Here is a 13,345-nt window from a genome sequence, read left to right on the forward strand (position 1 = left end):
CTCGCCCGCCGCGGAAGGTTCCGGGCGGGCGGGAAACCCACCTTATCGGGCGTTGGTGCTGCGCCGCCGCACCAACGCGCGGGCCGCGCCGCACTTCTCGACCACCTCGAACCCGGCGTCGGCGAACATGCCGGTGGTGCCGTGGTAGAGGTCCGAGGAGGTCGACCGCGGCCCGGGTTCCACCGGATACCCCTCGACGGTTTCCGCGCCCTGTTCCACCGCGTAGTCCACGGCGGCCCGCAGCAACGCCGTCGCCAGCCCGCGCCGACGGCCGCGGCGGTGGAGGTAGAAGCAGGTCACCGACCAGACCGCGCCCGGCTCGTCCGACGCCATCACCCGCGAAGAGGCCAGCCGCGGATTGTCCTTCCGCGGCGACACGGCCACCCAGCCCAGCGGTTCGCCGTCGACAATGCCCAAGAGCCCCAACGGTTTCCCGTCCCGCGCCTCAGCGCGGAGGTGCTCCTTGCGGCCCTCTCGACCGGCGGCCCGGTAGTCCTGGTTGGCGAGCCGGAAGAACGTGCACCAGCAGCCGCCCTGCACCCCGCCGGGACCGAAGAGCTGCTCGAACAACGGCCACGTCTCCGCGCTGAGCGGGACGAACTCGGGAGTGCTATCCGGCAAGCGCGTTCACGACCCGCGACGGCGACGGACGGCCCAGCTGCCCGGCCATCCACGAGCTGGTCTCCACGAGCTTGCCGAGATCGACGCCGTGCTCCACGCCGAGCCCTTCCAGCAGCCAGACCAGGTCCTCGGTCGCCAGGTTGCCGGTCGCCGACTCGGCGTACGGGCAGCCGCCGAGCCCGCCGGCCGACGAGTCCACAGTGGACACCCCGGCGCGGAGCGCGGCCTCGGTGTTGGCCAGCGCCTGGCCGTAGGTGTCGTGGAAGTGCACGGCGAGCTTGGAGACGTCGGCGGTGTCCGCGAACGCCTCGATCAGCCGGGTGACCTGGTTCGTGGTGGCCACGCCGATGGTGTCGCCGAGCGAGAGCTGCGAGCAGCCGAAGTCGAGCAGCCGCTTGCCCGCCCGCACGACCTGCTGCACGTCGACCACGCCCTCCCACGGGTCGCCGAAGCACATCGACAGGTAGCCGCGGACCTCGAGGCCCTCCTTGCGGGCCCGGGTGACCACCGGTTCGAACATGCCGAACTGGTCGTCGAAGGTCGAGTTCAGGTTGCGCTGGGCGAAGGTCTCGGTGGCGCTGGCGAAGATCGCGATGTGGTCGACACCGGCGTCGAGCGCGCGGTTGAGGCCGCGGTCGTTCGGCACCAGCACCGGGTAGCGGACGCCGTCGCGGCGGTCGAGCCCGGCGAGCAGCTGTTCGGCGTCGGCGAGCTGCGGCACCCACTTCGGGTGCACGAAGCTGGTCGCCTCGAGGGTCCTCAGCCCGGCGCCGGCGAGCCGGTCCAGGAATTCGAGCTTGACCTCGACCGGCACGACCGAGCTCTCGTTCTGCAGCCCGTCGCGCGCCCCGACCTCCCAGATCTCGACCCGCGGCGGCAACCCGCCCGCGGGGACCCGTTCCGGCAGGCCGACCTCTCGAGCACCCACGTCAGCGTCTCCTTCCGCGCGGTTCCCGGCCGCGCGGGGGCAGAGGTTCGGTGTCCTGCGGGCCGGGCGCGCCGTGGTAGTCGTCGTAGGGATTGTCGTTGACTTCGCGGTAAATGACCGTATGCACGTGCTCGACGTGGGGAATGTCATCGAAGCGCAGCGGTTCGTCCGAGGCCGACTCGATGATCAGCGTGCCGCAGCCGAAGATCCGGTCGAGCAGGCCGTGCTCGAACTGGACGCTGTTGATCCGCGACAGCGGGATGTCGATGCCGGTGCGCTTGAGCACGCCCTCGCGCGCGATCAGCCGGTCGGTGGTCACGATGAAATGCGTCGTGCGCCAGCGGACCAGCGGCGCGAGGAACAGCCACACCACGAAGATCAGCGCGATCGCGGCGACCGCGATCATCGTGATGTTGTTCCACGGCCCGGCGAAGTCCTTGGCGATGACGAGCAGCCACACCGCCGCTCCGACGGTGAGCACGAACGCCAGGAACGGGAAGATCAGCATCTTGAAGTGCGGGTGGCTGTGCACCACCACGCGTTCGTTCTGGCTGAGCAAATCGTCCGGATAGGCCACGGCGGGCGCTCCCCTGCGAATGTGTGCCGATGTGGTGGATCCACCGTACCGGCGCGGACCTCGCGCGGGCGCGCCCGTTCCGGTCAAGCAGGGCGAACGTGCACCACATCACCGGCGAAAACGGTCAGCCGCCGCCCGTCGGGGACGTCGACCTGCAACTGGCCCGACGCGTCCAGGTCCGCGGCGCGGCCGGTGAGCGTCGACCCGTCCGGCAGCTGCACCCGGACGTCCTGGCCGAGCGTCGCGCAGCGGGCCCGGTAGTCGCCGAGCAGCCCGGCCTCGGTGAGGTCCCCGCCCGCCGTCCGCCAGCGGCGTTCGAGGTCGTCGAACCTGGTCAGCAGGCCGAGCGCGACCTCGGTGCGGTCGGTATTGGTCGCGCCCTGCTCGGCGAGCGAGGTCGCGGGCAGCCCGCCCGGACCGGCCGGGACGTCGTCGCCGAGCGGCAGGACGTTGAGGCCGATGCCCAGCACCACGGCCGGGTCGCCGGTGCCGACGGCCTCGGCGAGGATGCCCGCGCACTTGGCCCGCTCGGGTCCGGCGAGCACGTCGTTAGGCCATTTGAGGGCGACGTCGACCCCCAAATCGGTGGCGAGCGCGTGCACCGCGAGCCCCGCGACCACGGACAGCGAGCCGAGCGCGGAGAACGGCACGCCCGCGGGCCGCAGCGCGATGCTCAGGTACAGCCCGGTGCCCTTCGGCGAACTCCACGAACGAGCCCGCCGACCCACTCCCGCGGTCTGGTGTTCGGCCAGCAGAACGGTCCGGTCCTCCGCTCCCGCGGCGAGGGCTTCCCGCAGGTCAGCGTTGGTGGAACCGGTGGTCTCCACGACGTCGAGGCGGGCGTAGCGGCCGCCGAGTCCGTCCCGCAGCCGCGCCGCGTCGAGTTCAGCCATGTGCCCACAATATGAGAGTCCCCCTAACGTGCAAGCCGTTCGCTCGTTAGCCAGAGGTGCGCTCTTCTAGATTGGACGCCGTGCCGCCGGAAACCCCCACCGCCGACGCGCCGCCGAAGCCCGCCTGGGCTCGCGGCGCGCTGTATCGCGGGCTCGTGGCGTTGCCGCTGGTCGCCGGGCTCGCCACCGCGGGCTGGCTGGTCGCCGGACGCGATCAGCCCGCTCCCGTTCCGACGCAGGCCGCGCTGACCGCGCCGGCGCCCACGCAGACTCCGGTCAGCGGTCCGTCCGTGCTGCAGGCGAGCGCTCCGGTGCAAGCGCAGGAACCGGCGCAGGGCGCGGCCGGCGGAGGCGGCGGTCCGGCCCCGCTGCAGAAGTGGGCGGATTCGCTCGCCGGGCCGCTGGACATCCCGGCCCCCGCGTTGCTCGGGTACGCCAACGGCGAGCTGACGATGCGCAAGGAGCGCCCGGACTGCCACCTGTCGTGGGTCACGCTGGCGGGCCTCGGCGTCGCGGGCAACAACCACGGCCGCGGCCCCGGCGAGCCGATGGGGCTTTCGGCGCAGCAGTGGAAGAAGTACGGCGCGCAGATCGCGGGCATCGCGCACCCCGCGCTGTCCGACCCGTCGGCCGCGTCCGTCGCCGCCGGTCGCGCGCTGTGCGCGAGCGGTGTCGATTTGTCGGCGGGCAATGGCTGGTGGAAGGCCGTGGCCGGGTACCAGAACGGCAGCGGCATGGAGCTGTTCCGGCAGCGAGTGCTCGGCTACGCCCAGCTGTACGCGACGCTCTCCCTGGACCCGGCGAAGGCGAACGCGCCGTCGGTGCACGCCACGCGATTCGCGCTGGGTCAGCTCGGCCTGCCGTACGTGTGGGGCGGCAACGGCCCCGACGCGGGCGCGGCCGGGTTCGACTGCTCGGGTCTCACCAAGGCGTCTTACGACAGCGCCGGGGTTTCCCTGCCGCGTACTGCGGACAGCCAGTTCCGTTCGGTGCCGCCGGTTCCTGGCGGGCAGGAACCGCAGCTGGGCGACCTTGTCTTCTACGGCAGCCCGGCGACGCGCATTCACCACGTGGGGCTGTATCTCGGCAACGGGCTGATGATCAACGCGCCGACCGAGGGGCAGGCGATCCAGATCCACACGTTCCACCGGCCCGGGGACGACTACGCCGGGGCGGGGCATCCGGCGAACTGACCGCCGGATTCGGTGAAGAGCCGCGGCCAAGATTCCCGTTTCCGCACGCAGCGCCCGTCTGTCGCTTATGCTCCGGAGCATTCTTCCTGACGGGAAAGGCACGCCATGTCCGCTCGCATCCTGCCCGTTTTCGCCGTGGGTGCCGCGCTCCTGATCGCCAGCTGCTCCGGCGAAAGCGGCGGCACCGCTGCCCCGGCTCCCACTTCCTCAGCCGCGCCGGCGTCGTCTTCGAGCGCAAAGCCGTCGCCGTCCACCTCGGCGGCGCCGCCGTCGTCGGCTGCCGCAGAAGGGACCGGGGGCGACGCGGTCGAGCGGTACGAGGCCTTTATGCATGCCGCGGGCCGGGAGGACCTCGCGACTGTCTGCGAGATCGCCGGTCCGGCCGCCAAGCAGGCGGAGGACCAGGGCATGGGGCCGTGCGAGAAGACGATGCCGATGGCGTTCCAGCTGATCTCCCCGACGCAGAAGAAGGCCCTGCAGAGCGCCACGGTCGACCGGTCCAAGATCAAGGAAGGGGCCAAGCGGGTCGAAATCCCGGCGCGCGCGGTGAAAGCCTCCGTCAAGTTCACCGACAGCGACCTCGGCGACGCGGTCATGGAGAATCGCGGCGGCAAATGGTACGTAGTCGACTGACCCAGTGCGCGGCACCCGCGCGGCGGGCCACTTCGGCGGCCTTGCGGTAGTGCTCGCCGGGCGGCAATCCCAGGCGTTCGGCCAGTTCGCCCAGGTAATAGGCGACCGGGCCGAGCGTCACCATGCCGGAACCGGCTCCGGCCAGTTCGTTCTCCGCGGGGGCCAGTCGCGCGTACAGCTCGCGTGCGTCTCCGGTCGCGGCGGTGAGGCACGCGCGCAGTTCCAGGAACAGGTCCGGCCGATCCGGCGGGAGCGTGAAGTCCACTGTGGACTTCAGGCCGTGCTGGACGTAGAGGCAATGCCGGGCGAGCGGCAGCAGGCCGCGGTCCACTCCGGACATTCCGCTGCCGGGCAACCGGGCCGCGGCACCGCGGTAGGCGGCTTCCGCGGCGGCGACCGGACCGGTGACGGCCAAGCGGAGCGCGCGGAACCAGTCGGTGAACACGCTGACGAGCGGCAGGTCGTACTGCTCCCCCAGCCGGTCCGCGGCAGCGGCGTGAGTGTCGGCGGCGGCGAAGTCGGCGAGCGCTGACTGGGCCTGCATCAGCACCAGGTGCCCGAGCACCTCGAACGTCACCAACCGGTGCCGGGCAGCCAATTCGACCAGCTCTTGCCCGATCCGGGCGCGCTCCGGGGCCAAGCCGGCGCGGGTGAAAGTCTGCGTCCAGCGGGCATTCAGCGCCAACGCCAGCAGCGCTGGATCTTCGGCGGCGCGCGCCAGTTTTTCTGCTTCGACAGCCGCGCCGTACGCGCGTTGACCGCCTTCGTTGCGCAGTTCCAACGCGATGGTCGCCAGCAAGCGGGCGCGGACGAGCGGATCGTTGGTGTGGACGCGTTCGGCCGCGTCGGCGATGCGGCGGGCCAGCACCGGATCGTCGTTCTCAGTCCAGATTCCTGGCACGTCGTACGCGGTCAATACCCTGACGGTCAAAGCGGAATCGTCGCCAGCGAGGTCCAATGCCTCGGCGCGGTAGCGGCGGGCGGCGGCCAAAGAGCCGGTGACCGCGGACGTCCGGGCTAATCCCATCAGCAATTCCACCGTACGCGGGCCTTGCGCCAAAGCAGCTTTCCAGAGCCGAAGTGCTTCGTGGGGCGCGAAATCTCGCTCGGCGCGTTCTGCGGCTGCTTGCGCGTAGGCGGTGCCGCGGTCGTCTCCGGCGAGCAGGAAGTGGTGGGCCAGCAAGGAAATCTCGGACGGTCGACGGCTCGCCAAAGCCTCGCCGACTTCACGGTGCAGTTGCGCGCGCCGAGCCAGTGAAAGGTCGTCGTACACGGCGTCACGGACGAGTGCGTGCGCGAACCGGAACGCTCGGGGGCCGCTTTCGGTCAGAAACCCCGCCTGCACAGCGGTTTCCAGCTCGTCGAGGACATCACCGAGCAGGCCGAGGTCGACGTCCGCGCCGATCACCGCGGCTTTCCCGAGCACCGCACGTACGTGGTCGGGCAACGCGGCGATCCGGTTCCGGACCACGTCGCGCACCCCGTCCGGCAGGTCGCCTTCGGCATCCATCGCGCGGGCAAGTTCCTTGACAAAGAACGGGTTTCCGCCGGACCGCCGATGAATCACCGCAGCGGACTCGGGACCGACCAACTCGGCCACTGCCGCCACCGAAAGTCCGCTCAGATACAGCCGCACCGGGTCGGCGCGCGCGAGCCTGCCCAATGCCGCGGTCAGTTCCGCGGAGACTTCGGTCGTCCGATACGTCGCGATCAACAGCACCGGTGCCGCGGTCATCGACGTCAGCAGCGCCAGGGTTTCCTCGCCCGCCCACTGCAAATCGTCGAGCACGAGCAGCAGCGGACCGCGGCGGGCGACCTCCGAGATCCGCGCGGTCATCGCCTGATGCCATTCGAAGCGCGCGACCGCCGGGTCGCCACCCGTCGTCCGCGGCGGGACTGGTTCGCCGAGCGCGGCGAGAATCCGCGTCCACGGCCAAGCCGGCGGCACCCCGGCACCGTCCGGATTCACGCCCCACGCCGTGGTCCAGCCCAACCGCGCGGCGAATTCCTCGACCAGCGCTGTCTTGCCCGCGCCTGCCTCGCCGGACACCAGCACGAGCCGGAACCGCTTGCGCTCAGCCACTTCCGCCGCGACCTCGGTGAGCCGCGCCAACTCCTGGTCCCGCCCGGCCAACCGGCCCGGAACGGCCGGTGCCAACTGCGGAGCCTGCGCGAGGATGTCCTGCTCCACCTGCCGCAACGCCGGGCCGGGGTCGACCCCCAGCTCCGCGGCCAACCCGGCCCGCGCCCGACGCAAGGCGGCCAGCGCGTCCCCCTGCCGGCCGGCCCGGTACAACGCGAGCGCCAGCAACCGCCACGCTTCCTCGCGCATCGGGTGAGCGTCCACAAGGGACTCCAGATCCGGTACCGCTTCGGCGGCGCGGCCGAGATCCAGCAGCCCGGCCGCCCGCCGTTCCAGCGCGAGCAACCGCAGTTCGTCGAGCCGAGCCCGTTCAGCGCGCGCCCACGGTTCGTCGGCGAACTCCGCGTACGGCTCGCCCCGCCACCAGCCGAGCGCCTCGTCCAGCTGCGCGACCGACGGCGTGCCCCGCAGCAACGCCTCGAAGCGCCACGCGTCGACCTGCTCCGGTTCAGCCCGCAGCGCATACCCCGGTCCGGCGGTGACCAGCAGCTTCGCCGGCGTCCGCGGCGGACGGTCCGGTTCGAGCGAACGCCGCAACGCGCCGACGAAGGTCTGCACCGCACCGACCGCGCCGGCCCGCGGCTCGGTCCACAACGCGTCGACCAGCGCGTCCGTCGAAACCACCTTCCCGCGCGCGACGAGCAGGCGGGCGAGCACGGCGCGATGGCGCGGCCCGGGCAACGCCACCGGCCCGCGCGCGTCGTAGGCCGTCAAGGGGCCCAGCACCGAGAACGAGATGGTCATCGGTTCCGTACTGTAATCAGCTCGCTCGTTGCTGATCGGTTGCTGATCGGCCCGGCGCACTCTGGGCCGCATGAACTTCGACTACCAGCGAGTGCCCGTCGCCGACGGCGTGTCCCTCAACGTGGCGGTCGCGGGCTCCGGCTCGCCCGTCGTCCTGCTGCACGGCTTCCCGCAGACCCACCTGATGTGGCGGCACGTCGCCGCCGACCTCGCCGCCGACCACACCGTCCTGTGCCCTGACCTGCGCGGGTACGGCGACAGCGACAAGCCGGCCGACGACGGCGAGACCTACTCGAAGCGCACCATGGCCGCCGACGTCGTCGCACTGGCCCGCGCCTTCGGCCACGAAAAGTTCGCGCTCGCCGGGCACGACCGCGGCGCGCTCGTCGCGATCCGCGCCGGCCTCGACCACCCGGACCACGTGTCCCACCTGGCCATCCTCGACGTGCTGCCGACACTGGACATGTGGGACGTGCTGCACGGCGTCAGCGCGTCCGTCGCCTTCCACCTCTACCTGATGGCGCAACCGCCCGGCCTGCCCGAGCAGCTGATCAGCGGCGCCCCGGACGCGTTCTTCAGCTACTTCCTCGACCAGTGGGGCGCCGACCCCGAGGCCATCCCGGCCGACATCCGCGCCCGGTACCTCGAAGCGAGCCGGAACGCGGTCCCGTCGATCGTCGCCGACTACCGCGCCTCCGCGGGCATCGACGTCGAACACGACCGCGCCGACCGCGCCGCGGGCAATCAGCTGAAGATGCCGACCACCGTGGTGCAGCAGGATTGGGGTGTCGCACTGGGCTACGACGCGGTCGCGCTCTGGCGCGCATGGGCACCGGATCTGGTGCACGAAACCGTGCACAGTGGGCATTTCATGGCCGAGACTTCCCCCGCCAGCGTTACGAAATCGCTGCGGGACCTGCTCGCCCGCTGACCCGCCGAGGGTCACGCCCCGGATGAGTGGTCGCCAGTTGTTCACCTGCCGACCGCTCTCCGGGGCGCCTCCTCGATGCCGCTCCCACCTGAGCGCGTTTCCCGGCCTTAGATGGCCTGCGTTCCGCAAGCGCATCCTGGCCGCCATCGCCTTGCCGGGGCCGCGGCCGGGGTGCGCCCAGCTGTGCCGAACTGGAATGTCAGACTGGGTCCGACCAGCGGATCTGACAACCAGGGAGAGCAATGGGCGACGGGCAATCTGCCGCCGAGGTGCTCTCCGCGGAACTGGCCGCGCTGCGCGCGCGGGCCGGGAATCCGTCGTTCCGCAAGATGGCCGACCGCTCCGGGCGGATCTCGCACACCACGCTGCACGAGGCGGTCCGCGGCACCCGGTTCCCGTCGTGGGACACCACGCGCGAGTTCGTCCGGGCCTGCGACGCGGACGAACAGCAGTGGCGCAGCCGCTGGGAAGAGCTGAAGGGCGTGCCGCCGGAACCCGAACCGGCCGGGGTCGCGATCAGTACGACGGCCGAGGTCACGTCGACCGAACCGGTGCTGATCACGTCGGAACCGGCCGTCCCGGAGAAGCCCCGGCGACGCCGCAAGTACGCGCTGGCCGCGGTCGTGTTCGTCGTCGTCCTTCTCGCCGGCGTCGCCGCGATCGTGGTGCCGAAGCTGAAGAGCGGCGGCCTGGTCGACGTCGGCGCGCGGGTCCCCGGCGACAACTCCAAGTTCGTCGGCGACGTGACCGTGCCCGACGGCACCGTGCTGCACGTCGGCGAGACCGTCCAGAAGGTGTGGGAGCTGCAGAACACCGGCTCGGTGCCCTGGCATCAGCGGTACCTGCAGCGGATGGACCTGCCGGCGGGCCCCGGAACGTGCCGCACCCCGGACCGGGTGCTGATCGGCGACACCCCGCCCGGCGACCACGTGATGGTGAGCGTCCCGCTGACCGCTTCGCCCGCGCCGGGGCGCTGCTGGATCGGCTGGAAGATGGTCGACGCGGCCGGCGCGGAGTTCTTCTCGACCCGGCGTCCGGTGTACGTGCTGGTGACGGTCGTCTCCTGACGCGTGTCAGATTCTGTAAGACCTGGTCACCGGGGTACCGAACACCCCGCTTCGCTCGCCAGGATGAGTGCCGCTGGGGGTCGGTCCGTGGCAGTCGTGCTCAGCGCTGCCACGGACCGCCGCGTTCAGGCCGGGCGGCGGAAGGTCGTCCGGTAGGCGCTCGGCGATACCCCGAGCGCGGCCTGCAGGTGCTGGCGCAGCGACGCCGCCGTCCCGAAGCCGCACGCCGCGGCGACCCGGTCGACCGGCAGCTCCGTTTCCTCCAGCAACTGCCGCGCGCGCTCCACTCGCTGCTGGGTCAGCCACTGCAGCGCGGACATCCCGACCTCGTCCCGGAACCGCCGGGTGAACGTCCGCGTGCTCATCGACTCGCGCATCGCCAGGTCACGCAGCGTGATCGGCCGATCGAGATGCTCCAGTGCCCACGCCCGCGCGGCCGAAGTGGACGACGACCTCGGCTCCGGCACCGGACGGCGGATGAACTGAGCCTGGCCGCCCTCGCGATGCGGCGAGACGACTGTGCCGCGCGCGACCTCGTTGGCGACCGCCGCGCCGAAGTCGCGCCGGATCATGTGCAGGCAGAGGTCGATGCCGGACGCGACCCCCGCCGAGGTGAGGACGTTGCCGTCCTCGGTGTAGAGCACGTCCGCGTCAAGCCGGACCCGCGGGTACTCCAGCTGGAACTCGCAGGCCGACCGCCAGTGCGTGGTCGCGCGGCGGCCGTCGAGCAGGCCCATCGCGGCCAGCACGTACGCGCCGGTGCAGATCGAGGCGATCCGGCTCTCCGGGCGCACCAGGTTCATCGCGTGCTTGAGCTGCTCGGTCAGCTGGTGTCCGGCGGGCTCGTATTCGAGCGACGACGCGGGCACGATCACCGTGTCGGCCTCGGCCACCGCCTCCGGACCCTGCGCGACCGGGATGGCGAAGTCCGAATCGGTGCGGATGTCGCCGGGCTCGGGCGTGCAGGTGACGACCTCGTACAACCGCTCGCCCTCAGCGGATTTGGCCTGGCCGAAGAGCCGGTGGACGATGCCCAGCTCCATCACCAGCATGCCGTGCCGCACCAGCACCGCGACCTTGTGCCGCTCCGGATGCCGAAAGACCGCCATGGCCCGATTCTTGCACAAGGTGGCCATCGGGCCACTGTTTTGGCCGTTTCGCCGGTTGCACCCTGGCCTCATGAACGTCCTGTGGATCTACGCCCACCCCGACCCTGCCTCGCTCAACGGCGCGCTTCGCGACGAGGGCGTCACTACCCTGCGCGATCTCGGCCATGACGTGCGCGAATCCGACCTCTACGCGATGCGCTGGAACCCGATCGTCGACGAGATCGCGACCGTCCCCGAGGACGTCCGGATCGAGCACGAAAAACTCGACTGGGCGGACACCGTCGTCGTGCAGTTTCCGCTCTGGTGGGCGGACACCCCAGCCATCCTGAAGGGCTGGTTCGACCGCGTCTTCGTGCAGGGATACGGCTACGACTACCGCGACGAAACCGGCCACACCCTGCGCTACGGCAACGGCGTGCTGGCCGGGAAACGCGCGATGGTCATCGTCACCGCCGGGGCCCACGAGGACAGCCTCGGCCCGCGCGGCGCGCACGGTTCGCTGGACGACCTGCTGTTCAACGTCCAGCACGGCACGCTCTTCTACACCGGCATGACGGTCCTGCCGCCGCTCAAGGTGACGGGCACGAACCGGATGACGCCGGAGAAGTTCGACTGCGTGGTCGAGCGGCTGCGCAAACGTTTGCACTCCCTGGAAACGACCGACCCGCTGCCGTACCGCACCCAGGACGGCGGCGACTACGACCGGCGGCTCGTCCTGCTTCCCGAGGTCGCCCCAGGTCAGACCGGGTACGCGGCGCATCTGACCGCTTGACCCGTATATACCTCCGTGGTTATATACCGGCATGGCGATCCTGCGAACCACTCCCGGCGGACGACCGAGCGTCACCCTCGAACGGACCCTGGCGCATCCGCCGGAGAAGGTGTGGCGTGCGGTCACCTCGCCGGAGGAACTGGCGCACTGGTTCCCGGCCGCCGTCCGGTTGCCGGAATCCCCGGCACCGGGCGGGAAGATCGCGTTCACCTTCACCGAAACCGGGGACGTCAGCGAGGGCGAGATCGTCGGCTACCGGCCGCCGGAGGTCTTCGAGTTCACCTGGAACTCGGACCTGATCCGGATCGAGGTGTCCGCGGACGGCGCGGGCAGCAAGCTCGTCTTCACGCACGTTTTCCACCGCGGCGAACCGGACATCGCCCGGCTCGGCGCGGGACGGCACGTCACAGGCTGGGTCGCCTGCCTCGATTCCCTCGAAGCCGCGCTGGACGGCCGGACGCTGGAGCCGCCGACCGACTGGCACGCGCGAATGGTGCACTACCTCGAGGAATTCGGCCTGGAGGACGGCGAGGTCCTGGACGGCGGGGTGCTCCGGTTCCGCCGGGACCTGGTCTGGCCGCCCGCCGAGGACGTCTGGAAGCGGCTGCCCCAGCCCGAACCCGGGGCGGAGGTGCTGGAGTCGCGGTCGCCGGAGGTGCTGGCCTACACCTGGCTGCACGACGGGAAACCAGCTGGTCGCGTGCGGTGGGAAGTGACGGCGGACCCGCTGGACGGCGTACGGGTGGAGCTGACGCAGACCGTTCCGGCGGAGCTGGCGGATCAGCTGCCGGACTTGCTGACCGCACGGCACGAGCAGCTGAACGCGTTGTTCGCCGCGTCCTTCGGGGTCGAGGTGGAACCGTGGTCGGAGGAGCGTCGCGCCGAGGTCAGGAAGCGGTACAGCTAGCCGAGAGCAGTGTTGTACGGCGAAAACCGCATCTCGGCCGGGCCCGGCAGCGCTTTTCCGTGAAGCACTAACCGCGGTGCCGGACCGTGCACCGCCAGCCCGCGCGCCTCGCACCACGCCGACAGCTCCGGGAACCGGTGATCCACCGCGAGCCGGAGGTCCCCGGACGTGGTGCGGGCGATGCCGCGGATCAGCGCGCGAGCCTGGTCCTCGTCCGCGGCCACCACCGGACCGATCACCAGTACCCCGGCTTGCGTGGTGCCGAGCGCGTAACCGTCGTCGGTCACGTGGACGTGCTCGGCCTCGAACAGCATGCGGCGCAGCAACTCCCGCCGCGCGAAGCCCTGGGCCGCACTGTCCAATTCGTACACTCGCGCCACGTCCGGCGGACCGATCGGCCGCGCCGCCGGACCGCCGTCGTCGGTGAACCGCCCGCGATGGTCGGTGCAGCCGCCGTCGAATTCGAAGCCCATCGATTCGTACAGCGGACGCGCGGTTTCCGTGGTGTGCAAGGAGACCACCGCGTCCCCGGCTTCGCCGAGCGCCCGCGCCATCACCCGACGCCCGAGCCCCTGCCGCGCGAACCGCTCCGCCACGACAACCATCGACACCGACGCGGTCGGCCCGGTCCGGGTGAGCACCGCCGCCGCGGCGAGACCGCCGTCCGGAGCGTCAATACCGAATCCGCGGCCGACGTCCAGAAGCATCGCCCATTTCCGCTCTTCGCGCGGCCACCCGCGATCGGTTCCGAGGTCGAGGCAAGCGGACAGGTCGGCAGGCCCGAGCGAACGGACCGAGGCGTCGGCGAGCAGCACGTCCCCACCCTA

13 protein-coding genes are annotated in these 13,345 nt (G+C 71.1%); 6 read left to right on the forward strand and 7 right to left on the reverse strand.

Features of this window, described 5'->3' with window-relative positions; genetic code table 11:
- Positions 1-42 precede the first annotated feature (42 nt).
- From F9C12_RS18860 to F9C12_RS18875, 4 genes are all read right to left on the reverse strand, one after another.
- A complete protein-coding gene (locus tag F9C12_RS18860) occupies positions 43-621 on the reverse strand; it encodes a GNAT family N-acetyltransferase (RefSeq protein ID WP_409466750.1) in 579 nt (192 codons plus the stop codon).
- Positions 611-1,549: a hydroxymethylglutaryl-CoA lyase gene (locus tag F9C12_RS18865; RefSeq protein ID WP_409466751.1), complete on the reverse strand. Its 939-nt coding sequence runs from the start codon at positions 1,547-1,549 to the stop codon at positions 611-613. Before F9C12_RS18865 ends, F9C12_RS18860 begins: the two co-directional genes overlap by 11 nt.
- Position 1,550: 1 nt before the next feature.
- A complete protein-coding gene (locus F9C12_RS18870) occupies positions 1,551-2,126 on the reverse strand; it encodes a PH domain-containing protein (protein ID WP_409183275.1) in 576 nt (191 codons plus the stop codon).
- Between the two features lie 83 nt (positions 2,127-2,209).
- Positions 2,210-3,019, reverse strand: coding sequence for a biotin--[acetyl-CoA-carboxylase] ligase (locus F9C12_RS18875; protein WP_409466752.1), 810 nt, complete (start codon positions 3,017-3,019; stop codon positions 2,210-2,212).
- A gap of 80 nt (positions 3,020-3,099) precedes the next feature.
- Here F9C12_RS18875 and F9C12_RS18880 point away from each other — a divergent pair, with 80 nt between their 5' ends.
- Together F9C12_RS18880 and F9C12_RS18885 are read left to right on the forward strand one after the other, a co-directional pair.
- Positions 3,100-4,212 (forward strand): NlpC/P60 family protein, encoded by a 1,113-nt coding sequence (locus F9C12_RS18880; protein ID WP_409466753.1) that lies wholly within the window; start codon positions 3,100-3,102, stop codon positions 4,210-4,212.
- Positions 4,213-4,317: 105 nt separating this feature from the next.
- Positions 4,318-4,845, forward strand: coding sequence for a hypothetical protein (locus F9C12_RS18885; protein WP_409466754.1), 528 nt, complete (start codon positions 4,318-4,320; stop codon positions 4,843-4,845).
- On the opposite strand, the gene F9C12_RS18890 is transcribed toward F9C12_RS18885, so the two are convergent.
- A complete protein-coding gene (locus F9C12_RS18890) occupies positions 4,805-7,732 on the reverse strand; it encodes a BTAD domain-containing putative transcriptional regulator (protein ID WP_409466755.1) in 2,928 nt (975 codons plus the stop codon). The genes F9C12_RS18885 and F9C12_RS18890 overlap by 41 nt on opposite strands.
- Before the next feature lie 70 nt (positions 7,733-7,802).
- Here F9C12_RS18890 and F9C12_RS18895 point away from each other — a divergent pair, with 70 nt between their 5' ends.
- Together F9C12_RS18895 and F9C12_RS18900 are read left to right on the forward strand one after the other, a co-directional pair.
- Positions 7,803-8,663 carry an alpha/beta fold hydrolase gene (locus tag F9C12_RS18895; RefSeq protein ID WP_409183280.1) on the forward strand — a complete coding sequence of 287 codons (861 nt, stop codon included), beginning with the start codon at positions 7,803-7,805 and terminating at the stop codon, positions 8,661-8,663.
- A 242-nt stretch (positions 8,664-8,905) separates the two neighbouring features.
- Positions 8,906-9,730, forward strand: coding sequence for an NBR1-Ig-like domain-containing protein (locus F9C12_RS18900; protein WP_409466756.1), 825 nt, complete (start codon positions 8,906-8,908; stop codon positions 9,728-9,730).
- A 125-nt stretch (positions 9,731-9,855) separates the two neighbouring features.
- On the opposite strand, the gene F9C12_RS18905 is transcribed toward F9C12_RS18900, so the two are convergent.
- Entirely contained in the window at positions 9,856-10,839 is a 984-nt protein-coding gene (locus F9C12_RS18905; protein WP_409466757.1) for a GlxA family transcriptional regulator, read from the reverse strand.
- Positions 10,840-10,909: 70 nt separating this feature from the next.
- Here F9C12_RS18905 and F9C12_RS18910 point away from each other — a divergent pair, with 70 nt between their 5' ends.
- Together F9C12_RS18910 and F9C12_RS18915 are read left to right on the forward strand one after the other, a co-directional pair.
- Entirely contained in the window at positions 10,910-11,611 is a 702-nt protein-coding gene (locus F9C12_RS18910) for an NAD(P)H-dependent oxidoreductase (RefSeq protein ID WP_409183283.1), read from the forward strand.
- A 31-nt stretch (positions 11,612-11,642) separates the two neighbouring features.
- Positions 11,643-12,518, forward strand: coding sequence for an SRPBCC family protein (locus tag F9C12_RS18915; protein WP_409183284.1), 876 nt, complete (start codon positions 11,643-11,645; stop codon positions 12,516-12,518).
- On the opposite strand, the gene F9C12_RS18920 is transcribed toward F9C12_RS18915, so the two are convergent.
- Positions 12,515-13,333: a GNAT family N-acetyltransferase gene (locus tag F9C12_RS18920; protein ID WP_409466758.1), complete on the reverse strand. Its 819-nt coding sequence runs from the start codon at positions 13,331-13,333 to the stop codon at positions 12,515-12,517. The two genes, F9C12_RS18915 and F9C12_RS18920, sit on opposite strands and share 4 nt — an antisense overlap.
- Between the last annotated feature and the right edge of the window lie 12 nt (positions 13,334-13,345).

It is taken from the genome of Amycolatopsis sp. GA6-003, from assembly GCF_046267895.1.
In the GTDB taxonomy this organism is placed as follows: Bacteria; Actinomycetota; Actinomycetes; order Mycobacteriales; family Pseudonocardiaceae; genus Amycolatopsis.